At 60.8% G+C, this 21,855-nt stretch carries 16 protein-coding genes; 5 read left to right on the forward strand and 11 right to left on the reverse strand.

Going from position 1 to position 21,855, the window contains the following annotated elements; all coding sequences use genetic code 11:
• Positions 1-22: 22 nt before the first annotated feature.
• From ETC27_RS16155 to ETC27_RS16195, 9 genes are all read right to left on the reverse strand, one after another.
• The gene (locus tag ETC27_RS16155) at positions 23-3,175 is read right to left on the reverse strand and encodes a type I restriction endonuclease subunit R (RefSeq protein WP_136255994.1); all 3,153 of its coding nucleotides are present in this window, start codon (positions 3,173-3,175) and stop codon (positions 23-25) included.
• Positions 3,172-4,203, reverse strand: coding sequence for an SIR2 family protein (locus ETC27_RS16160; RefSeq protein ID WP_136255995.1), 1,032 nt, complete (start codon positions 4,201-4,203; stop codon positions 3,172-3,174). The genes ETC27_RS16155 and ETC27_RS16160 overlap by 4 nt, the downstream gene beginning before the upstream one ends.
• A gap of 8 nt (positions 4,204-4,211) precedes the next feature.
• Positions 4,212-5,669, reverse strand: a complete 1,458-nt coding sequence (locus tag ETC27_RS16165) for a restriction endonuclease subunit S (protein ID WP_136255996.1) — start codon at positions 5,667-5,669, stop codon at positions 4,212-4,214.
• Positions 5,659-7,377, reverse strand: coding sequence for a class I SAM-dependent DNA methyltransferase (locus tag ETC27_RS16170; protein WP_136255997.1), 1,719 nt, complete (start codon positions 7,375-7,377; stop codon positions 5,659-5,661). Before ETC27_RS16170 ends, ETC27_RS16165 begins: the two co-directional genes overlap by 11 nt.
• A gap of 125 nt (positions 7,378-7,502) precedes the next feature.
• Positions 7,503-9,080: a glutamine-hydrolyzing GMP synthase gene (guaA, locus tag ETC27_RS16175; RefSeq protein ID WP_136255998.1), complete on the reverse strand. Its 1,578-nt coding sequence runs from the start codon at positions 9,078-9,080 to the stop codon at positions 7,503-7,505.
• A 103-nt stretch (positions 9,081-9,183) separates the two neighbouring features.
• Entirely contained in the window at positions 9,184-10,653 is a 1,470-nt protein-coding gene (gene guaB, locus ETC27_RS16180; RefSeq protein WP_136255999.1) for an IMP dehydrogenase, read from the reverse strand.
• A 247-nt stretch (positions 10,654-10,900) separates the two neighbouring features.
• A complete protein-coding gene (locus tag ETC27_RS16185) occupies positions 10,901-11,959 on the reverse strand; it encodes an ABC transporter substrate-binding protein (RefSeq protein ID WP_240724955.1) in 1,059 nt (352 codons plus the stop codon).
• Entirely contained in the window at positions 11,956-13,407 is a 1,452-nt protein-coding gene (locus ETC27_RS16190) for a sensor histidine kinase (RefSeq protein ID WP_136256000.1), read from the reverse strand. Before ETC27_RS16190 ends, ETC27_RS16185 begins: the two co-directional genes overlap by 4 nt.
• Entirely contained in the window at positions 13,404-14,108 is a 705-nt protein-coding gene (locus ETC27_RS16195; protein ID WP_136256001.1) for a response regulator, read from the reverse strand. Before ETC27_RS16195 ends, ETC27_RS16190 begins: the two co-directional genes overlap by 4 nt.
• Positions 14,109-14,244: 136 nt before the next feature.
• Here ETC27_RS16195 and ETC27_RS16200 point away from each other — a divergent pair, with 136 nt between their 5' ends.
• The 5 genes from ETC27_RS16200 to xseA all read left to right on the forward strand — a co-directional run bounded on the left by ETC27_RS16200 (position 14,245) and on the right by xseA (position 19,839).
• Complete coding sequence (locus ETC27_RS16200) at positions 14,245-15,237, forward strand: Bug family tripartite tricarboxylate transporter substrate binding protein (RefSeq protein ID WP_136256002.1); 993 nt, start codon at positions 14,245-14,247, stop codon at positions 15,235-15,237.
• Complete coding sequence (locus ETC27_RS16205) at positions 15,234-15,683, forward strand: tripartite tricarboxylate transporter TctB family protein (RefSeq protein WP_136256003.1); 450 nt, start codon at positions 15,234-15,236, stop codon at positions 15,681-15,683. The genes ETC27_RS16200 and ETC27_RS16205 overlap by 4 nt, the downstream gene beginning before the upstream one ends.
• Before the next feature lie 12 nt (positions 15,684-15,695).
• On the forward strand, positions 15,696-17,210 hold the full coding sequence (locus tag ETC27_RS16210) for a tripartite tricarboxylate transporter permease (RefSeq protein WP_136256004.1): 1,515 nt from the start codon (positions 15,696-15,698) through the stop codon (positions 17,208-17,210).
• A gap of 99 nt (positions 17,211-17,309) precedes the next feature.
• The gene (locus tag ETC27_RS16215; RefSeq protein ID WP_240724956.1) at positions 17,310-18,377 is read left to right on the forward strand and encodes an AbrB family transcriptional regulator; all 1,068 of its coding nucleotides are present in this window, start codon (positions 17,310-17,312) and stop codon (positions 18,375-18,377) included.
• Between the two features lie 94 nt (positions 18,378-18,471).
• Positions 18,472-19,839 carry an exodeoxyribonuclease VII large subunit gene (gene xseA, locus ETC27_RS16220; RefSeq protein WP_136256006.1) on the forward strand — a complete coding sequence of 456 codons (1,368 nt, stop codon included), beginning with the start codon at positions 18,472-18,474 and terminating at the stop codon, positions 19,837-19,839.
• Positions 19,840-19,843: 4 nt separating this feature from the next.
• Here the strand turns inward: xseA and glrR are convergent, their stop codons facing one another.
• Both glrR and ETC27_RS16230 read right to left on the reverse strand, forming a co-directional pair.
• Complete coding sequence (glrR, locus tag ETC27_RS16225; RefSeq protein ID WP_276605709.1) at positions 19,844-21,238, reverse strand: two-component system response regulator GlrR; 1,395 nt, start codon at positions 21,236-21,238, stop codon at positions 19,844-19,846.
• Between the two features lie 56 nt (positions 21,239-21,294).
• Positions 21,295-21,852 carry a hypothetical protein gene (locus ETC27_RS16230; protein ID WP_136256007.1) on the reverse strand — a complete coding sequence of 186 codons (558 nt, stop codon included), beginning with the start codon at positions 21,850-21,852 and terminating at the stop codon, positions 21,295-21,297.
• Between the last annotated feature and the right edge of the window lie 3 nt (positions 21,853-21,855).

Here is a 21,855-nt window from a genome sequence, read left to right on the forward strand (position 1 = left end):
ACAAACTCCAAAACGGTGATGATCAGGATGACCATTGATTCGACAGAAGCTCCGCCTGCCTGAGAATCAGCTCAATGACTTCCGGCGACTTGTCAGGCGGGTACTTGTAGCGCTGCAGCGTTCGGCGAACCAGAATGCGCAGCTTGGCGCGCACGCTTTCGCGCACCTGCCAATCGACGGTAGTCGAGCCGCGCAGCTTGTTGGTGACTTCAACCGCCAGTGCCCGCAACTTATCGTCACCCAGCTCTCGTACCGCGCTTTCGTTGGTGATCAAGGCGTCGTAAAAAGCGATCTCGTCGGGGCTCAAGCCCAGCGCCTCGTCGCGTTCCATATCGGCCTTGAACTGCTTGGCCATGGCGATCAGCTCTTCGATCACCTGCGCCGTTTCGATGCCGCGGTTGTTGTACTTGCGCAACGTCTCCTGCAAGCGATCAGAGTACTTTTTCTCCTGCACGGCGTTAGTGCGCGTTTTGGCCTTGATGTCGTCCTTGAGCAGTTTCTCCAGCAGCTCGACGGCCAGGTTGCGATGCGGCATCTGGCGTACGTCTTCGAGAAACTCATCGGAGAGCATGCCAATGTTGGGCTTGTCGAGCCCGCAGAGCGCGAACACATCCGTCACATCGTCGGCCACCACGGCGTTATCGAGGATCTGCTTGAGCGCGGAGTTTTTCTGCTCTTCGCTCAATGAGCGGTTCGTGCTGGTGTGTTTGACCAGTGCCGCCTTGATCGCCGAGAGAAACGCGATCTCCTTGTGCAGCGCTTTTGCTTCATCCAGCGTACTGCACAGCGAATACGCCTTGTTGAGTTGCAGCACGGTATCGAGAAAGCGCTGCTTGCCCTTGTCCAGGCTCAGAATATAGTTGGCCGCTGGCGGCAGCAGTTTGTGCGGCGCCTCTTCAAAACCGCTGTAGTCGAAGCCATCGCGGTTGGGGCCGCTGGCAAACATGCCATGGATAACATCGAGCTTTTCTTCCAGCACCGCGAAGGCTTCCTCGGCGCTGTAGGTAGGCTGGCCCTTGCCGCGGGAGTCGGTGTAGGTCTTGAGGGCGTTTTTCAGCTCGTTGGCGATGCCGATGTAGTCCACCACCAGTCCGCCGGGCTTGTCCTTGAACACCCGGTTCACCCGGGCGATGGCCTGCATCAGGTTGTGCCCTTTCATGGGCTTATCGACGTACATGGTGTGGCAGCACGGCGCGTCGAAGCCGGTCAGCCACATATCGCGGACGATCACCAGCTTGAGCGGGTCCGCCGGGTTCTTGAAGCGCGTCTCTAGCCGCTTCTTGGTCTTCTTGTTGTAGATGTGGGGCGTCAGCAACGCACTGTCGGCGGCCGAGCCGGTCATGATGACCTTGATTGCGCCTTTTTCCGGGTCGTCGTCGTGCCACTCGGGGCGCAGGTTGATGATCTCATTGTAGAGCTGCGCGCAGATGCTGCGGCTCATGGCGACGATCATCGCCTTGCCCTCAATCGCCTGATTGCGTGTCTCGAAGTGCTCGACAAGGTCCGACGCGATGCGTTTGAGCCGCGGCTCAGTGCCCATCAACTTTTCCAGACGGCTCCACTCGCCCTTGGTGCGCTCCCGCGCGCCGGTATCTTCCTCGTCCTCGATGACCTCGTCGACCTGCTCGGAGAGCTGGTGGATTTCCTCGCGGTTGATGTCGAGCCGGGCCAGGCGCGATTCGTAGAAGATCGGCACGGTGGCACCATCGTCGACGGCGTCCTGAATGTCGTAGATGGAAACGTAATCGCCAAAAACAGCGCGGGTGTCCTTGTCTTCATTGGCAATCGGTGTGCCAGTAAAGCCGATAAAGGACGCGTTGGGCAGGGCGTCGCGCATGTGCTTAGCAAAACCGAACTGGTAGGAGCCATCCTGCTTGAGGGTGGCTTTCAAGCCGTACTGGCTGCGGTGAGCCTCATCCGAGATCACTACGATGTTGTGGCGGTCATTAAGAACTGGGTGGCCGCTCTCGCCGTCCAGCAAAGCAAATCTCTGAACAGTGGTGAAGAGGATGCCGCCGGATTCGCGCTCGGCGAGCTTTTGGCGCAGGCTCTCGCGGCCCTCGGCCTGTACCGGGTCCTGCTTGAGCAGATCGCGAGCGCTGCTGAAGGTGCCGAATAGTTGACCATCGAGATCAATACGATCGGTCACCACGACCAGCGTCGGGTTGTGCATCGCCGGTTGCTGCAACAGCTTGCCCGCGTAGCAGACCATTGAAATACTCTTGCCCGAGCCCTGGGTATGCCATATAACCCCAGCTTTCTTACTGCCGGGTTTGACCTCGTCGCCATAAGTCGCGCGTTTCTCGCCCAAGCCCGCCGCAGGTTCCTCGGCAGCAATCACTGTCGCCTTCACCGCCTCGCGTACGGCGTGGAACTGGTGATACCCGGCGATCTTCTTGATCACCCGCTCGGCGTCGGTCTCGAACAGCACGAAGTAGCGCAGATAATCCAAAAACAGTTCGCGGTCGAAAAAGCCTCGCACCAGGGTTTCGAGCTGCCACTCCAGCAGCGGTTTGTCGTCTTCATTCTTGATGGTGCGCCACGGCATGAAGCGCTCTTGATCTGCAGTTAATGAACCGACCCGTGCGGTGTAGCCATCGCTGATCACCAGCGCTTCGTTGGTGACGAACAGATCGGAAATTTCCTTCTTGTAGGTCTGTAGCTGGTTGAAGGCGCCGGTGATATCCGCAGTTTCGCTGCCAGGGCTTTTCAGCTCGATCACCGCCAACGGTAAGCCGTTGACAAAACAGACGATATCCGGCCGACGGGGCTGCTTGCTGCCCTGAATCGTGAACTGATTGATGGCACGGAAGCGGTTGGCTTTGAGGCGCTCGAAATCGATCAGAAAGGCGTGGTCGTAAATGACCTCGTCATCGCGTTTGTACTGCACCGGTACGCCGTCGAGCAGCCACTGGTGGAAGGCGCGGTTACTGAGCACGAGGTCAGGGCTTTGCGGTTTACTGACCTGTCCCACGGCCTGCTGAACGGCGTCATCCGGTAGCTGCGGGTTAAGCCGGGTGATGGCCTTCTCGAGATCGGCGCGGAGCAGCACCTGCTGATAATCGTCGCGCTCGGGCGCGGCGCCATCGTGGGCGATATCCGGCCCGTGGCAGGTCTCCCAACCAGTGTCATCAAACCACTCGAGACACAGCTGCTCCAGTTGATCTTCAGTCATGCTTCGCTCCCATCAGCAAGCTTTTCTAGCAAAGCATCCAGGCATTCATCATGGTCATCGATATACCAGATTACATGGATGTTGCATGCAGCCAATTCCTTACTGCGCTTAACCCTATTTTCCGGGTTTTCGAGTGGCAAAAATGCATAATGCCTAGGAGAATTCTCTTGGCCTTTTCGCTCGACTATATTTTTCAGGCAATCCAGCGTCCTATCCACTGTCAAACTACACCCTAAAAAAAGAAGTGTCCTGGTGGACAAGGCCTCAATAACCTTCTCAAGCTCCCCTTCGTCCCTGTAACAATCATCGTACTCAGACTTAGTAAGCACACGAGACTTAAGCTTGTTAGCCTTACCATGCAGCTTAACCAATACTTTTTCACCTTCGCCTAACAGCTTAGGCAACTCTTGCCCTTCGCTAGCCAAAAGCTTTTCATCAAAAGGACCCGAGGGACTTTTCTTATAAACCCTGTCTAACACATTATCGAAATTTGTTGTTATGACAGCAGAGTTAAACACATAAGGCAACTTTCTGACACAGCCTTCCACATCTCTCAAAACACCAAAAGAACTTTCTACCCTTTCTGAAAAACCAGCCGGGGATAGATCATCATTTAGCAGCTCCGCAACTTCCTCAAACTCCCCCCCTTCAATCAGGCTATCGAACAGATCTTTTTCAAGCTCGGTATCTTTATACACTTCTTTCAAGAAGTCGGTCCATCCAGGATAACCCGAAGGCATTGACATTCCGGCCCCTACAAAAGGTGTTACCGCCCCCCTATCATAAATCTCCTTAAGCCTTTTAAAACGATCTCTATTACTAAAAAGATCTAATATTTCATCAGCTTTTGAAATATTTTCCTCACTTTTTTGTCCGCACCACCCTGCAAAAGCGTCCTCATAAGCAGTAGGATCATAGTTTTTCAAAATATAGCTCGGAAAAAAGACTATACCTGCAATAATTATTTCACCCGCCTCACCTTTCTCATAAGTCAGCTCTGAATCAAAAAGGGCTCTCAAATAATCCATACCCCCCCCTAAAGAACAGAGCAGGCTAATTTGCCTGAAAAGAGTTTAGGGAGAAGAACATCTCTTGTTTCTGCTAGCGCTTTGTTTTGATCACCATGGTTTTTGGCAAGTCTCAAATATGAACTAGCTGTGAAATCAAACTTCTCAACTATTGATGAGGGATAAATCAACCATTTCATGCTTGACAAAGACTTGGTATCGGCTCTTTGTCTACCGCTCGTTCCTGTCATGGACTGTATGGCAGCTGAACGGAAGTTCCCATCGCGCGCTATAAAGTAACCTAGTGATTTTGGATAACATCCTGTAGGCCGCAAAACGATGTACTCGGTTGACCCCCAGCCCGTTTCACCTTCTTCAAGAAAATCAACAAATGCAGTTTTACCATTTTCGAGGCAAGGTGTAATTCGAGCAAGCAGGGTGTCTCCGTTTATAAATTTTGTGCCACTCCCCATTTCACGCTGCACGATTTCTTCTGCAAGATGCCCTGAAGTTGGTACATTTTTCATATCCAGATAAGGCGCGAGTGCTCCTTTCCGAAGAGTTCGACGAGGGTTAAAATCTATAAGGTCGGATAAGCTACCTGTTTCCCACCCCTCCGGAATCTCCCCCAACTCACTCGACTGCATCGCCGAGGGAAACAGCGCGGCGGTTTCATACAGCTCCTGATAGCGCTCGGGATCTACCGCGCGCAGGGCATCGAGCTGCCCCGTCGTCTTGCCGGCAATCGCCTGCATTGCGGCACGGTTCATGGTCGTTTCCAGATCGCCTACCGCGGGCGGCTCGTCCAGCTCAGTGGCGTAGCAGACGGGGGATGCCGGCTCGTTCTCCGGCTGGAGCGCCTGCCAGCGCTCACGCGCTGCGATCTTGGCCTTGACCGGCTCGAAATCGACAAACCAGCTTTTGAAGAGGGCCTGGGCCATCTGCTCGAGGGTTTGGTTGATTTGGTGGTTGAGAGTGACCTTTTCCTCGACTGCTTCAAGCACTGCCACCAAATTTTCCCTAGCCGGAGTTAACTTAGGAACAGGGTATGAAAGAAAGTCCTCCCTACTTAAAGAGAGATTGGTTGTCCCCATAGCTCTAGCACGACAGTAGGCTTTGTATTGAGGAGAACGAAGAACCCAGTAGAGGTAGTTTTTTGGCGCGTCATTTTCTTTGAAAACCAGCTTTACCGTATCTTGAGTCATGCGCCCTAAGGAGATTCTGTCGGGAACGCGTGCGACAGAGCCTAGGAGGTCTCCAGACTGGGTAACGTCCTTTAGAGACACATAAATGTCGCCTGGATAAACAAGAAGCTTTTCCGAAGTATGGCCGCCGTAAGTTCTTAATTTATCATCACGAAAACCTCCCTCCCGTGCGATAGACGCAAGCCCCAAAAGATACGGCCCAGGCTGATCAAGAAGGGCACTTTTGTATGTATTTCCACGCTGAAGAGTCACAAAGTCATCAATACATTGATCAGATGTCATAACCCAGCCCCCCAAGATTACGCTTAATCTCCCTTTCCAGCCGATCGCTTTCCTCGAACTGATCTTTCAATTGCGCTGTCAGCCGCGCCATCTTGTCGGCAAAGGGTTCTTCGTCCTCTTTCTGTGCAGCACTCCCCACGTAGCGCCCCGGGGTGAGCACGAAGTCGTGCTTTTCAATCGCGGCGAGATCTTTTGAGGCACAGACGCCGGGCACGTCTTCAAAGGCGTCGGTGCGCTGCCAGGTATGGAAGGTGTCGCTGATTTTGGCGATGTCCTCACTCGTGAAATCGCGCAGCACCCGGTCGCGCATATAGCCCTGCTGGCGGGCATCGATAAACAGCACCTCACCTCGACGCTTACGCTTTTCGACCCCGTTGGGCGAGAGGCCACCGGATTTATCCTTGGTTAAAAACCAGATACAGGCGGGAATCTGGGTGTTGGTGAAGAGCTGGCCCGGCAGGGCGACGATGCATTCGACCAGATCTTCTTCAACCAGACGGCGGCGAATTTCGCCCTCGCCGCCGCTGTTGGAGCTCATCGAGCCGTTGGCTAGCAGCAGCGCCATGCTGCCCGCGGGGGCGAGGTGGTGAAGCATATGCTGCAGCCAAGCGAAGTTGGCGTTGCCTTTGGGCGGGGTGCCGTGCTGCCAGCGCACGTCCTCGGCCAGCGATTCGTGCCACCAGTCCTTGACGTTGAACGGCGGGTTGGCCATCACGAAGTCGGCACGCAGGTCCGGGTGCTGGTCATCAAGGAAGCTGTCGGCGTTTTTCTTGCCGAAGTTGAAGTCGATGCCACGAATGGCCATGTTCATCGCCGCCAGCCGCCAGGTGGTGGGGTTGGACTCCTGCCCGTAGATGGAAACGTGCTTTTTCTGTTCGGCGGGGTCGTAGTGGTGCTCGCGGGCGTGCTCTTCGATGAACTTGTCCGACGAGACAAAAAAGCCGCCCGAGCCCATCGCCGGGTCGTACACCCGGCCCTTGTAGGGTTCCAGCATCTCGACGATCAGCGATACGATGCACTTGGGCGTGTAGTACTGCCCGCCCTGCTTGCCTTCTGCCAGGGCAAACTGACCGAGGAAGTACTCGTAAACGTGGCCGAGAATATCCTTGCTGCGCAGATTGAGCGGCTCGCCGTCGAGGGTCGGCTGGGTAAAGGAGGTGTCCGAGAAGGAGTTGATCAGCCCGATCAGCTTGTCGTTATCGACCTGAAAGCGGCTGATGCCTTCCAGCACGCCCTTGAGCTTGTCGTTGCTCTTTTCGATGGCTTCCAAGGCATTGTCAATCAGCCAGCCGACCGAGCGCAGGCGCACGTCTTCGCCCTTGCTGTTCTGCCAAAGCACCGAGCCGGTGGGCAGTGCCGCGCTCTCTTTCAGCGTGTTCCAGCGCGCCTCTTTGGGTACCCAGAACACGTTGGCCTCGCGGTAGTAGTCGAGGATCTCCAGCTCATCATTGAGTGCCTGCTCATACTCGGCGTCGCTGTCGTAGTCCTCGCGCGGTAGGTAGTAGATGTTGTCGTCGGCCTCATTCTTGAAAAGCTCAAGCAGCTCGCGCTGGCGCTCCTCGAACGCGTCGGAGACGTATTTCAAAAAGATCAGCCCCAGCACCACGTGCTTATAGTTGGCGGCATCGAGGTTGTTGCGTAACTTGTCGGCGGCTTGCCAGAGCTTGTCTTCAAGCGCTTTCAAAAATTGCTGTTCGGTACTTTGCATTCATGACTCACTTGAATTAAATCATTGGATTATGCTAATTCAGCCACGCGCTGGGTGTCATTGTTACCACTCAGAAAAAACCCGCCTTCCGGCGGGTTTCTGAGTCTCTGGAAGCAGGAGGCTGATCACTCCCACTCAATCGTCGCGGGGGGCTTGCTGCTCACGTCGTAGGTCACGCGGGAGACGCCTTCCAGCTCGTTGATGATGCGGTTGGAGACTTTCTCCAGCAACTCATACGGCAGGTGCGCCCAGCGGGCGGTCATGAAGTCGATGGTCTCGACGGCGCGCAGGGCGATCACCCACTCGTAGCGGCGACCGTCGCCGACCACGCCGACGGACTTCACCGGCAGGAAGACGGCAAACGCCTGGCTGGTCTTTTGATACCAGCCGGCGTTGTGCAGCTCCTGGATGAAGATGGCATCGGCCTCGCGCAGGATGTCGGCGTATTCCTTCTTCACTTCGCCGAGAATGCGCACGCCAAGGCCCGGCCCCGGGAAGGGGTGACGGTAGACCATGTCGTAGGGCAGGCCGAGCTCGACGCCTAGCTTGCGCACTTCATCCTTGAACAGCTCACGCAGCGGCTCGACGAGCTTGAGCTTCATGGTCTCGGGCAGGCCACCGACGTTGTGGTGCGACTTGATCACATGCGCCTTGCCGGTCTTGCTGGCGGCGGATTCGATCACGTCCGGGTAGATGGTGCCCTGGGCCAGGTAATCGACGCCTTCGATCTTGCCGGCCTCGCTGTCGAAGACATCGATGAAGGTGTTGCCGATGATCTTACGCTTGGCTTCCGGATCGTTGACGCCCTCGAGCTTGCTGAGGAACTGATCTTCGGCATCGACGCGGATCACCTTAACGCCCATGTGCTGGCCGAAGGTTTCCATTACCTGGTCGCCTTCCGCCTTGCGCAGCAGGCCATTGTCGACGAACACACAGGTCAGCTGGTCACCGATGGCCTTGTGCAGCAAGGCGGCGACCACGGAGGAGTCGACGCCGCCGGAGAGGCCGAGCAGCACGTGGCTGTCGCCGACCTGCTCGCGCACACGGGCGACCTGGTCTTCGATGATCTGCGCCGGGGTCCAGAGGCGCTCGGACTGGCAGATATCCAGCACGAAGTGCTCGAGGATGCGCTGGCCCTGCAGGGTGTGCGTCACCTCGGGGTGGAACTGCACACCGAAGAAGCGCTTCTCTTCCCAGCTCATGGCGGCGATCGGGCAGCTTGGGGTGGAGGCGGTCACGGTGAAGGTGTCCGGCACTTCGGCGACCTTGTCGCCGTGGCTCATCCACACGTCGAGCAGGCGCTTGCCGCTGTCGTGGTCGATGTGATCCGAGATGTTCTTGAACAGCGCGGTCTCGGCATCGAGGCGAATCTGGGCGTAGCCGAATTCGCGCTGATTGGAGCCGGCGACCTTGCCGCCGAGCTGCTCGGCCATGGTCTGCATGCCATAGCAGATGCCGAGCACCGGCAGGCCCATCTCGAACACGCACTGGGGCGCGCGCGGCGAGCCAAGCTCGGTAACGGACTCCGGGCCACCGGCGAGGATGATGCCGTTGGGGTTGTACTCGCGGATCTCATCTTCGGTAATGTCGAAGGCGCGCACTTCCGAGTACACCCCGATCTCGCGCACGCGGCGGGCGATCAGCTGGGTGTACTGGGAGCCGAAGTCGAGGATCAGGATCTTGTGGGCGTGAATATCGGTCATGAAGAAAACATCTCTGTGAGGCCGCAAGCCGGTCCAAAAGCTAGCCAGTCCAAAAACACAAGCGGCGGGGATAAGCCCCGCCGCCGTCTAGCGCATGCTGTGATCAGCCAGCCCGGTAGTTCGGGGCTTCCTTGGTGATCTGCACATCGTGCACGTGAGATTCGGTGATCCCCGCGCCGGTGATCTTCACGAACTCCGGCTTGGTACGCATCTCTTCGATGGTGTGGCAGCCGGTGTAGCCCATGGAGGCGCGCAGACCGCCCATCATCTGGTGAACGATGGCGCTCATCTGGCCCTTGTAGGGCACGCGGCCTTCAATGCCTTCCGGCACCAGCTTCTCGACACCTTCATCCTTGCTCTGGAAGTAGCGATCCGAGGAGCCCTGGGTCTGGGACATGGCGCCCATGGAGCCCATGCCGCGGTAGGCCTTGTAGGTACGGCCCTGGAAAAGCTCGACTTCACCCGGCGATTCTTCGGTACCGGCCAGCATGCTGCCGATCATCACGGTGCTGGCACCGGCGACGATGGCCTTGGCGATATCGCCAGAGAAGCGCACGCCGCCATCGGCGATCAGCGGGATGTTGTAGGGCTCGAGCGCTTCAGACACGTTGGCCACTGCGGTGATCTGCAGCACGCCGACGCCTGTGACAACGCGGGTGGTGCAGATGGAGCCGGGGCCGATACCGACCTTGACGGCGTCCGCGCCGGCTTCGGCCAGGGCGACCGCGGCATCGGCGGTGGCGATGTTACCGCCGATCACCTGTACCTCGGGGAAGTGTTCCTTGACCCAGCGCACGCGCTCGATGACGCCCTTGGAGTGGCCGTGAGCGGTATCGACGACCAGTACGTCGACGCCAGCCTCGACCAGCGCGGCGATGCGATCCGGGGTCTCCGGGCCGGTACCGACGGCGGCACCCACCAGCAGGCGACCGTCGCTGTCTTTGGCGGCACTCGGGTAGGTGCGCGCCTTCTCGATATCGCGCACGGTGACCAGGCCCTGCAGGTGGAACTCGTCATCGACGATCAGGATCTTCTCGATGCGGTTTTCCTGCAGCTTGGTCTTGATCTCGCTCAACGGGGTGCCGACCGGGACCGTTACCAGCTTCTCGCGAGGCGTCATGATCGCCTCGACGCTGTCGCTGTGGTCCGGCTGGAAGCGCATGTCACGGCCCGTGACGATACCCACCAGTGCTTCACCCTCGACCACTGGGAAGCCGGAATAGCCATGCTCTTGGGCCATCGCCAGCAGATCGGTAAGCTTGGCCTTGGGGCCAACGGTCACCGGGTCTTTGACGATCACACTTTCGTGCTTCTTGACCTTGCGCACTTCGGCGGCCTGGCCAGCGATGGTCATGCTCTTGTGGATGATGCCGATACCGCCTTCCTGCGCCATGGCGATTGCCAGGCGAGCCTCGGTCACGGTATCCATGGCGGAAGAACAAAGTGGGATGTTCAGTTCGAGATTGCGGGTCAGGCGTGACTTGAGGCTGACGTCCTTGGGGAGGACATCCGAGTAGCCGGGAACGAGTAATACGTCATCGAACGTAAGAGCTTCTTGCGCCATACGTAACATATCGGCAACACCCAATGTTGAGCAGATGGAGGATGTGGTGAGGGGAAATTAATCAGCCATTATAACGCCGAGCCCTACCCTCCATCAATCCAAGTGATGCCGGAAAGCCTGCTCCCCGGCTGAAATCACGCCAGGCTAATACACTGCTTTCTTACCTCATCTGCTTACGGCGTCTTGCCTCACCGCGCTGATGACATCGGCGAATTCGCCAACACCTTGCCTGGCACGCCGGATTTCAGGGCGTTGCTCATGGCTCACTGGACACCTTCCGTGAGCGCTCGAACTCGCGACGCCAGCGCGCCAGGAAGGCCTTACGCCGCTGAGGGTCTACGAAGGCCAGCAGGGAGGCATTGAGGGGAATCGGGTAGAGCTGCTCACCCACCTGGTCACGCAGCCGGGCCGCCGTGTAGGGACCGACAACGTCCGGACGCACGCTGAATAGCGGGGTCTGCCCGGCCAGCACGCGCTGGCCTTCCCGCCCAAGCAGGAAATCAACAAAGGTTGCGGCGGCACCTGGATGAGGAGCGTCGCGGTGGATGAAGGCCATGCGCATCATCACCAGCGAATAATCCTGCGGCACCTGCACGATCACCTCGGGGTGCTCCTGTGCCCACACCATCGCGTAGGACCCCAGCAGGTTGTAGCCGAGCCAGTAACGCCCGTCGCTCAGTCCCTCGAGCATGGACCGGGTATTGGCTTCCAGACTGGCATTCACCCGTCCCATGCCGGCGACCAGATCCCAGAAGCGCGGCGTATAGCGAGCATCCTGCTGGAACAGCGTGTAGCCGACGCCGCTCTTCAGCGGCGAGTAGGTGGTGACCTTTCCTCTTAGCTGCGTCTGCTCGGTGGTCAGTAGGGTATGCAGGTCGGCATGGGTCTGGGGCGGCATCATGTGCTTCGACAGATCAAGCCGGTAGGCCATGACGATCGGCTCGAAGGTGAAGCCGAAGACTTCATCACGCCACTTGGCCCAAGCCGGCCAGCTCCGCGCCGCCGGAGAATCCAGCCGCTGCGCGTAGCCCTCGTTGACGCGGGCCATTTGCCAGGGCATCGCCGAGCTAATGACCACGTCCGGCGCGGGATCGGCCTCGCTGACCAGCGCATCGACGGTGAGCGTCGAGCGGTCATGGAATTCCAGATCGATCTCGGGATGCGCGCGGCGAAAGGCCTCGAGCAGGGGCGCGACGACGTCATGATCAAGCGCCGCCTCCACCACCAGCGGCGTCACCTGGGCGCGAGCGGATATGGTCAGCGCGCAGAGCGGCAGTAGCAGCATCCAAGCGAAACGACGGCGGAGCGGGATCATGGCGGGGCCTCTCTCGTGGCGTCCGGGTCATCAAGGCGGGTAGCGTTCTGGTCACACTGGTGGTCAACAAGAGGCAAGTGCAGCGTCACGATCAGGCCGTGGGGACTGCGCTCGCTCAACGACAGCCGCCCGCCCAGCCGGCGGGCGATGGAATCGACGATGGCAAGCCCCAGTCCGGAGCCATCGGTATCCTGCCGGCCGCCGCGCTCGAAGGGCTGCAACAGCCGCTCGCGGGCCTCAAAGGGCACGCCGGGGCCATCATCCTCGACGTATAGGCTCACTGTCTCGCGCTGCTGGCAAAGCCCCAGGGTGATCTCGCTGCCTGCCTTGGTGTAGCGCAGGGCATTATCGATCAGGTTGCCCAAAAGCTCACGAATCGCCCAGCCCTCGGCGCGCACCCATAGCGGCCCGACGGGTAGCTCGGCGAGACCCAGGTCATGGTCACGTGCCACCTCACGGCCGGCCCAGTCGAGTACGCTCTCTCGCAGCACGGCGACGATATCCAGTGGGGCGACCTTCCCCTCTTCACCGATATGACGCAGCCGGGCCAGGCTCAATAGCTGGCTCGCCAGGCGGCTGGTACGGTCGGCCCCGTCGTGTACCGCCAGCAGCGCGGCCTGCCAGTCGGCGGGGTCTTGGCTCTTGAGCGCCAGCTCACTGGTGCTCTTGAGACCAGCCAATGGCGTCTTGAGCTGGTGGCTGGCATCGGCGGTGAAGCGCAGCAGTGCCTCGCGGCTGTGGCGCTGGCGGGCGAAAAGGTGATCCAGCGTCTGCGCCAGTTCGCGCATTTCCTCCGGCACCCGGGCGTCCAGCGGGCCCATGTCGTCGGCATTCCGGTGACGCAGCTGGCGGCGCAGCCGACGCATGGGGCCCAGCGCCACCCGAAGCGCCATCGCCATCAGGATGCCCGCCAGCAGCACCATGGCCAGGAAGCGGGAAAGGGTGCGCTCGAAGAGCTCATCGCCGAGCGCCTGGCGTCCGACTCGGGTATGCCCCACCCAGACCTGCACCGGCTCCTGGGACACCCAGCCCGCCGAGTCATACTCGCGGCCGTAGAGCCTCCAGGAGGTGCCATCGAAATCGGTCGTCAGGGCCGAGGGGGCGTCGGCCACCCGCGCGCGCCATTCAGGCTGGAGGGTGAACGGCATGTTGGTGGAGACCGCCTCGCCGTAGGCATCAAGCACCGCGTAGAAGACCCGCTCCTGGTGACGAGTCGCCAGGATCTGCAGCGCTGCCGCCGGCACCTCCACCAGCGGTTCGCCAGCCTGCCACTGCACCGCCTCGGCGATGGTCAGCGCGGCGGCCTCGAGCTGGCTGTCGAAGGCGCGCTCGGCGGCCCGATGAGTGCTCACCCAGGCCTCGAGCATCAACAGCGCCCCGAGCCCTGTCACGGTCGACAGTAGCCACACCGCCAGGCGCCGCTTGAGCGAGCCGGTTACCTCGATCACGCCGTCTCGTCCTCCGGCCCCTCCGCCCGCCCTGGTTCTCGATCCTCTTCCAGGCGATAGCCGAGGCCACGAAAGGTGCGGATCTTCAGGCCGCTGTTTTGCAGCCGCTTGCGCAGCCGGCTGACATAGACCTCGAGGGCATTGGAGCCGACATCATCGAAACCGAACAGGCGTCGTTCGAGGGTCTCCCGCGGGGCAATGCTGCCGGCATGCAGCAAGAGCCCCTCCAGCAGAAGCAGCTCACGGCGTGGCAGCGCCAGGGGCGTGTCGTCCAGGGTGGCGGTGCCGCTCGTCGGATCAAAGGAAAGCGTCGAGAAACGCAGCCGGTTATCACTGCGTTGCTGGCTGCGACGCAGCAGGGCGCGCACCCGGGCCTCGAGCTCGGCGAGCGAGAACGGCTTGGCCAGGTAATCATCGGCGCCGAGATCAAGCCCGCTGACTCGATCATCGACACCATCGCGAGCGGTGAGAATCAGCACCGGCGTGGTGTCGCCCCGGTCACGCAAGGACGCCAATAAATCCAGGCCCTCGCCATCGGGCAGGCCAAGGTCGAGCAAGATCAAATCGAAGCGATCATGGGCCAGCGCGGCCTGAGCTTCAGCGTAGGTGCAGAACATATCGACCGTATTACCCAGTGGCTGAAGAGCGTGTTCCAGAGAGCGGGCAATCAACGGATCGTCTTCGATGACCAGCAAGCGCATACGACCAATGTCTCAGGGAATAAGAGCGAAGGTGACAGGTTGATGAAAGGTGGTAGGCCTAGCATCGCTCTGGCCATCACCGATGGATGGCCGGCGGGAATTCCCGCTGCTTATAACAAGAGAACAGGAGTTCGTCATGAAGATCAACCCAACCCTTCGCCGCGCCTCTGGCCTTGCCGTGATCGGCAGTGCATTGCTTATTGGCCAGGCTCACGCTCAGACGATCCCGGAATCCACCGAGTGCATCGCGCCAGCCAAGCCCGGCGGTGGCTACGACCTGACATGCCGCCTCGCTGCCAATGGCCTGCAGGATACCAACCTGATCAGCAAGCCGATGATGGTCAGCTACATGCCCGGCGGCATTGGCGCGGTGGCTTATAACCATGTCAACGGCGTTCGCACCGATGACCCTGGCCTGATCGTTGCCGCCAGCACCGGTGCCGCCGTCAACCTGGCGCTTGGCAAGTTTGGCCAATACGACGCTGATGAGGTTCGCTGGCTTGGCGCGCTCGGCGTCGACTATGGCGCTATCGTCGTCAGTGCCGATGCACCTTGGGAAAACCTCGAGGAGCTGATGGCCGACCTCAAGGACAACCCGGGTGAGATCGCCTTCGGCGCTGGCGGAACGGTGGGTAGCCAGGACTGGATGAAGGCGGCATTGATCGCCAAGTCCGGTGACATGTCGCCGAAGGATCTTCGCTACGTGGCCTTCGAAGGGGGCGGCGAGGCTTTGGCGGCATTGCTCGGTGATCACATTCAGGTGTTCACCGGCGACCTCTCGGAACTCAAGTCTCAGCTAGAAGGCGGCAAGATCCGCGTGCTGGCGTCACTTTCCGAGGAGCGGATGGGTGGTCCCTACGCCGACATCCCCACCGCAGCCGAGCAGGGCTACGACGTGGAATGGCCGATCTGGCGTGGCTATTACATGGGCCCGGACGTCAGTGATGAAGCGTACCAGGCCTGGATCGAGCGCATGCAGGAACTGGCAGAAGACCCTGTCTTTGCCGAACTGCGTGAGGCGCGCGGTCTGTTCCCGATGTCACGCTTCGGTGACGACTTCGACACCTACGTCAAAGAACAGGTCACCGAATTCAAAGGACTGGCCGAAGAAGTGGGTCTAACGCAATGAGAATCGCCGCCGACCGAGTACTGGGTGTCGCCCTGATCGGTCTGGCGGCGTTTATCGCCGTCCAGGCCCTTCAGCTGGAAATACCTTTTAGCTATGAGCCCGTCGGCCCCAAGGCATTCCCTTTGGGGCTGTCGATTCTACTGACCTTACTCTCGCTGGTCATGATCTTCAGGCCCGGCGACAACGGCAGCTGGCCGCACAAGGCGCTGGGGCTCCGGCTGTTACTGGTGCTGGCGTTGCTGCTGGTCTATGCCGTCTTGTTCAGACAGTTGGGGTTCATCGTCTCATCACTGCTGGTGGTAACCGTCTTGGCGCGACTGTTTGATGCGACCTGGGGAAAGGCACTGATCACCGGCGTTGTCATGTCGATTGTCGGCTACTTTCTGTTCACCGCCGCCCTCGGCATCAGTCTGCCTTCTGGCTACTTGTTCGCCAGCTTCATCTAAAGGATCGCTGAGATGTTCGATTTCCTGATCGACGGCTTCGGAGTTGCGCTAACTCCTCTCAACCTGGGCTTGGCCTTTTTTGGCGCCCTGCTGGGCACCCTGTTTGGGGCCTTGCCGGGTATTGGCCCGATCAACGGCATCGCCATTCTAATGCCGTTGGCCTACACCCTCGGCTTGCCGGCGGAGTCATCACTGATCCTGCTGGCCGCTGTCTACACCGGTGCCGAATACGGCGGGCGCATGTCGAGTATCCTGCTCAATGTACCCGGTGATGCCGGTGCGGTCATGACCACCCTGGATGGCTACCCACTGGCACAGAAAGGGCTCGCTGGCCCCGCTCTGGGCCTTTCGGCCATCAGCTCATTCATTGGCGCGACCATTGCCATTATTGGCCTGACACTCTTTGCGCCGCTGCTGGCAGAAATCGCGGTGATGTTCGGCCCGGCAGAATTTTTTGCGCTCATGATTTTCGCTTTCTCCTCCATGTCGGTGATGATGGGCAAAGATCCCATCAAGACCGCCATTGGCGCGGTACTCGGCGTGCTGATTGCCACCGTGGGCATCGATTCCGGCAGCGGCGTGTTGCGCTATACCTTCGGTTTGCCCGAGCTCTACGACGGCATCGACTTCGTGGTGATGATCATTGGGCTGTTTGCCATCAGCGAAATTCTGCTGATGCTTGAGCATGCCCACCGCTCGGAGGACGACGGCAAGCTACCGCCACTGGGTCGTGTATTTGTCTCCCTCAAGGAAGTTATCGCGTGTAAAGGTGCTATTGGCCGTTCGGGATTGCTCGGCTTTATCATTGGCGTTCTCCCCGGCACCGGCGCGTCGGTAGCGGGCGCCGTCTCCTATACGACCGAGAAGCGCCTTTCCGACAAGGACAACACCTTTGGCAAGGGCGACATGCGCGGTTTGGCAGCGCCAGAATCGGCCAATAACGCGGCTGCAGTTGGCTCCTTCGTGCCCATGCTGACGCTTGGCATTCCCGGCTCTGGCACCACGGCCGTCTTACTCGGCGCGCTGATGCTCTACAACATCACGCCGGGACCGATGATGTTCACCGAACGTCCCGAGGTGGCCGGTGGCCTGATCGCCTCGCTTTACATCGGTAACGTGGTACTGCTGATGCTCAACCTGCCGCTGGCTGGCGTCTTTGCTCGCGTGCTGACCATTCCGCGCTGGGTACTGGTGCCCGCCATTGCTATCCTGGCGTTCGTCGGCGTCTACCAATTGCACTCCGATCTGTTTGCCATCTACCTGATGCTGATCATCGGCGTGTTTGGTTACCTGCTGCGCAAGCTGGGGTTCTCCCTGGCGCCCGTTATTCTTGGCTACGTGCTGGGTGGCTTGATGGAGCAGAACCTTCGCCGCGCGCTGTCTATTAGCGGGGGCGATGTCGGCATCCTATGGCAGTCCGGTATTTCACTGGGGCTGTGGATAGCCGCTGCCTTACTGCTGGTGCTGCCTTGGCTAGTGCCCAAGCTGTTGTCCAAAAAATCGCGCGAGGAAGCCCAGCAGGACTGAGTCATTACGGATCGTCATCATCCTGGGCCATCGCTCGCGTTTCATCGGGCCTCGCTTATCCCGGCGGGGCCCGACACCATGACAGGAGGTCATCGACGCTTGAACACCCCCCTCTCCTCCCGTTTCACCGCCCTTGCCCGCTTTCTGCCCACCCTTTTCCTGGGGCTTGCCGGCGGCGCTATCGCCTTCCGATTAAACCTGCCACTGCCCTGGCTGCTGGGTGCCATGATCGCCACCACCATCACAAGCCTCGGCGGGGCACGGCTGCGCTCACCCGGGCGCGGGCGCAAGGGCGTGCTGGTGGTGATCGGGGTCATGCTGGGCTCGGCCTTTCATCAGGGGCTCAAGATCGATGTCGCCGCCTGGAGCGCGAGCCTCGCCATCATGCTGCTGGCAACGGCCGTCATGATGGCATTCTCGGTGTGGTTCTCGCGGCGCGTCGCCGGCTATTCGCTGGAAACGTCTCTCTATGCGGGGGTGCCTGGCGGCGTATCGACGGTAACCCTGATGGCGCTGGAATCCGGTGCCGATCTGCGGGTGGTCGGCATGACGCATGCGGTGCGCATCCTGATCCTGCTGCTGGCCATCCCGCTGGCGCTGCCGCTATTTGGCCATGTCAGCATGCCGGAGAATCGCACCGATATCGCTCACTGGCTGTGGCTGCCGGATGCGATGGATGCCGCCTGGCTCGTCGCCGCGGGGCTGGCCGGCGCCTGGCTGGGCAAGCGGCTGCGGCTGCCCAGCGCCCTGCTGTTCGGCCCGGCGCTGGCCTCAGCCGCGCTGCACCTTTCCGGGATAAGCGATGCCTCGGTGCCCCCTACGCTGATCGCGCTGGCCCAGGTGCTGATCGGCGTCTCGGTGGGGGTGCGCTTTACCGGCACCTCGCTGACCTCGGTCGGCTACAGCCTGGCGATGGGGATTATTCAGGCGCTGGGACTGGTGGTGATCGCAAGCCTCGCCGCCTGGGGCGCACAGCTTTTGACCGGCACCTCGATTGCCGCGGCACTGCTCGCCTACATGCCCGGCGGCGCCCCGGAGCTGAGCCTAGTGGCGCTGTCGCTGGGCATCGACCCGGCCTTCGTCACCGCCCACCACCTGCTGCGCATCAGCCTGCTGGTGCTCTGCCTGCCGCTGCTACTGAGTATCGGGCGCCGGCTGAGCGCCTGATGCTGAATTTCAGCTGATTAGCTCGTGACGAGTCAGGGCCAAGGGCCGGCAGCATGTTAGGCTGAACGGCGTTTCGATCAAGGATGCCGCCGCCATGAATCAGGCCGATACCCCGACCTTTTCAGTCAGCGAACTCAACCGCCGCGCCCGGCTTATGCTGGAGCGCGACTTCGGAGACTGCTGGGTCGAGGGCGAGCTTTCCGGTGTGTCGCGGCCAGCCTCGGGGCACGTCTACTTCACGCTGAAGGACGACCGGGCCCAGTTGAAGTGCGCGCTCTTTCGCAACCGCGCTCGCTTCGTGGCCACCCCGCTCAAGGACGGTGATCGCGTACGCCTGCGCGGCAAGGTGTCGATCTTCGAGCCCCGCGGGGATTACCAGATGATCGTCGAGGCGGTGCAGCCCGCCGGCCAGGGCGAACTGCTGGCCGCCTTCGAGCGTTTGAAGCACCAGCTCGATGCACAAGGGGTGTTTGCCAATGCACGGCCGCTGCCGAGCCCGCCGCGTCATCTGCTGGTGCTGACCTCACCGACCGGCGCGGCGATTCGCGATGTGTTGGCGGTGCTCGCCGCACGCTGGCCACTTTCGCGCGTCACCGTGCTGCCGGTGCCGGTGCAGGGCAAGGAGGCCGCGCCGGCGATGATCCGTGCCCTGGCGCTTGCCAACCGCGACAGGCGCTTCGAGGCGAATCGTGACGCCATCCTGGTGACCCGCGGCGGCGGCAGCCTCGAGGATCTCTGGGCCTTCAACGACGAGCACCTGGCCCGGGCGATCTTCCATTCCCGGCTGCCGGTGCTGTCGGCAGTGGGCCACGAGACCGATGTCACGCTTGCCGACTTCGCCGCCGATGGCCGGGCCCCGACCCCCTCGGCAGCCGCGGAGCGGCTGGTACCCGACCAGGCGGCGCTGCGTCAGCGGCTCGACAACGCCCTTTCTCGCCTCGCTCGCGCCCAGCGCAGCCGCTTGGATGCCGACACCCAGCGCCTTGATCATCTCCGCGCTCGGCTGCGGCATCCCGGTGAGCGGCTCGCTCAGCAGCGGGCGCATCTTGGCCAGCTAGAGACTCGCCTTGAGCGCGCCATGCAGACACGGCTTGTCGTGGCCCGCACCCGCGAGCGCCACGCCACCGCCCGCCTTACTGCCTTTGACCCTCGCCAGCAGCTGCACAATGCCCGCCAGCGACTCGTTCAGGCCGACAGCCGCTTGCAGGCAAGCCTACCCCGAAGGCTCGCGGAACAGCGCCAGCGACTCGCGTCGCTTGCCCGGGAACTGCAGGCGGTCAGCCCACTTTCGGTACTCGGGCGCGGCTATGCGATTCTTTCTGATGATGAAGGCCGGGTGATTCGGCGCAGTCAGGATACCCAGCCGGGTCAGCAACTCACCGCCAGGCTGGGGGAAGGCCGGCTCAAGGTAGAGGTGAAGCGGCGCTTCAAGGCAGCCCCCAAAACGCCCGGAGAGGCATAGCCCCTCAGTCTTCTTGCTTGGCCACGGCCTTGAAACTGCTCGGCTCGAGGTCATGACGCCCCAGCAGCTTGTAGAAGTCGGTGCGGTTGCGTCCGGCGATGCGCGCGGCCTGGGTGACGTTGCCATCGGTGATCTTCAGCACCTTGATCAGATACCCCCGTTCAAAGTCCGCCCGGGCATCATTGAATGACGGCAGCGCATTCTCCTCGGCGACCAACGCCTGGGAGACCATGGCCTCGGGAATGATCGGCGAACTCGTCAGCGCCACGCACTGCTCGACCACATTGACCAGTTGGCGGACATTGCCCGGCCAGGCCGACGCCGCCAGCAGGTTGAGCGCCTCGGCGGAGAAGCCTTTGACGAAAGGCTTGTGGCGCGCCGCAGCCTGAGTGACCAAATGCTTGGCCAACAGCGGCACGTCTTCAGCGCGTTCCTTGAGCGGCGGCAAACGCAGGTTGACCACATTGAGGCGGTAGTAGAGATCCTCGCGGAAATCGCCTTCCTGCATGGCCTGATCCAGGTCGCGGTGAGTCGCCGAGATGATGCGCACATCGACGGGAATGGAAGCCGTCGAGCCCAGCGGTCGAACCTGGCGCTCCTGTAATACCCGCAGCAGTTTCACCTGCAGCGCCAGGGGCATGTCGCCGATTTCATCGAGGAACAGGCTGCCCCCCTCGGCGGCCTGGAAGAGACCTTCGTACTGGGTGATCGCGCCGGTGAAGGCGCCCTTGGCGTGGCCGAAAAGCTCGCTCTCCAACAACTGCTCGGGCAGCGCTCCACAGTTGATGGCGATGAACGGTTTACCGGATCGGGGGCTGGCGTTATGCAGCGCGCGCGCCAGCAGCTCCTTGCCCGAGCCCGAGGGGCCACTGACCAGCACGCTGACATCGGCACCGGCGACCATTCGCGCTTGATCGAGGATGCGCTCCATCTGCGGGCTGCGAGTGATGATCGCCGACCGCCAGGCGTCATCGCTGTCACCGGCGGCAGGTGCCTGAAGCAGAGCCTCGTCGATCGCCGTGAACAGCTCGTCGCGGTCGACGGGCTTGGTCAAGAAGCTGAACACCCCCTGGCGGGTGGCATTGACCGCCTCGGGGATCGAGCCATGGGCGGTGAGGATGATCACCGGCAGCCCCGGCGCCTGACGCTGGATCTCCTGAAACAGCGCCAGGCCGTCCATCTCGTCCATGCGCAGGTCCGAAAGCACCAGATCCGGGCGTTCAATGGCCAGACGGTCCAGGGCCATACGGCCACTATCCGCCGTGGTGACACGAAAGCCGCGGCTTTCCAGGCGCATGCCCAATAGCCTCAGCAGGCTGGCATCGTCATCGACCAGCAGGATATGCGCGATGGATTTTCCGCCCTTCAGGGCGCCGGTCAGTTGCGCAGCATCTTTCACGATGATGTCCTTTCTTTATCAGACGAAGCCTGGACAGGCACCCTGTTCAGCGCGTTTCAGGGAGACTGTTGTCTCAGGTTCATGCTTTTCTCAATATCGCTCAGGGCGTCGAGTTTGTTCGTCAGCTCCTCGAGCTTGTCGGCCTGGTCGGCGTTCTCGGCGGCCAGCGCCTGACTTTTCTGGCGTTGCTCTGCCAGCCGCCCGGCCAGGGAGCGGCGGCCCTCGAGTTCGTTAAGCCAGTAGCGCAGCAGCGGCTCCAGCTCTTCCGGGGCCTTGGAAATATCGGCCTTATAAAGTTCTGAGGCCTGGTTCCACTCGTTCTCATTCCCCCAGGCAAGCACCACGGCACGGACCAACCGCTCGTGGGTGTCGTTGCCGTCGAGGAGGGCCAGCTGGCGGTCGCGCCACTCGCGGTCGCCACGCTGCGACTCGAGGCCGAAGGCCACCCAGGCCTCGACCTGACAGCTGCTGACGGTGAGGCTCGGCCACTTGCTCTGGCAATCGGCCGGCAGCTCCGACACCGTCGGCTCAAGGGAAAAGGGCTTATCCGGCAGCCACTGGCAACCTGCCAGCAGAGAGATGGCGACCAGCCCCATCAGGGTGCGATACAGCATCGT

The organism is Onishia niordana, assembly GCF_004798965.1.
In the GTDB taxonomy this organism is placed as follows: Bacteria; Pseudomonadota; Gammaproteobacteria; order Pseudomonadales; family Halomonadaceae; genus Onishia; species Onishia niordana.

Excerpts from the sequence above, each read along its gene's own strand:
- ETC27_RS16155 (WP_136255994.1), bottom strand. The coding sequence starts at position 3,175 with ATGACTGAAGATCAACTGGAGCAGCTGTGTCTCGAGTGGTTTGATGAC.
- ETC27_RS16160 (WP_136255995.1), bottom strand. The coding sequence starts at position 4,203 with ATGGATTATTTGAGAGCCCTTTTTGATTCAGAGCTGACTTATGAGAAA.
- ETC27_RS16165 (WP_136255996.1), bottom strand. The coding sequence starts at position 5,669 with ATGACATCTGATCAATGTATTGATGACTTTGTGACTCTTCAGCGTGGA.
- ETC27_RS16170 (WP_136255997.1), bottom strand. The coding sequence starts at position 7,377 with ATGCAAAGTACCGAACAGCAATTTTTGAAAGCGCTTGAAGACAAGCTC.
- guaA (WP_136255998.1), bottom strand. The coding sequence starts at position 9,080 with ATGACCGATATTCACGCCCACAAGATCCTGATCCTCGACTTCGGCTCC.
- guaB (WP_136255999.1), bottom strand. The coding sequence starts at position 10,653 with ATGTTACGTATGGCGCAAGAAGCTCTTACGTTCGATGACGTATTACTC.
- ETC27_RS16185 (WP_240724955.1), bottom strand. The coding sequence starts at position 11,959 with ATGATCCCGCTCCGCCGTCGTTTCGCTTGGATGCTGCTACTGCCGCTC.
- ETC27_RS16195 (WP_136256001.1), bottom strand. The coding sequence starts at position 14,108 with ATGCGCTTGCTGGTCATCGAAGACGATCCGTTGATTGCCCGCTCTCTG.
- ETC27_RS16200 (WP_136256002.1), top strand. The coding sequence starts at position 14,245 with ATGAAGATCAACCCAACCCTTCGCCGCGCCTCTGGCCTTGCCGTGATC.
- ETC27_RS16205 (WP_136256003.1), top strand. The coding sequence starts at position 15,234 with ATGAGAATCGCCGCCGACCGAGTACTGGGTGTCGCCCTGATCGGTCTG.
- ETC27_RS16210 (WP_136256004.1), top strand. The coding sequence starts at position 15,696 with ATGTTCGATTTCCTGATCGACGGCTTCGGAGTTGCGCTAACTCCTCTC.
- xseA (WP_136256006.1), top strand. The coding sequence starts at position 18,472 with ATGAATCAGGCCGATACCCCGACCTTTTCAGTCAGCGAACTCAACCGC.
- ETC27_RS16230 (WP_136256007.1), bottom strand. The coding sequence starts at position 21,852 with ATGCTGTATCGCACCCTGATGGGGCTGGTCGCCATCTCTCTGCTGGCA.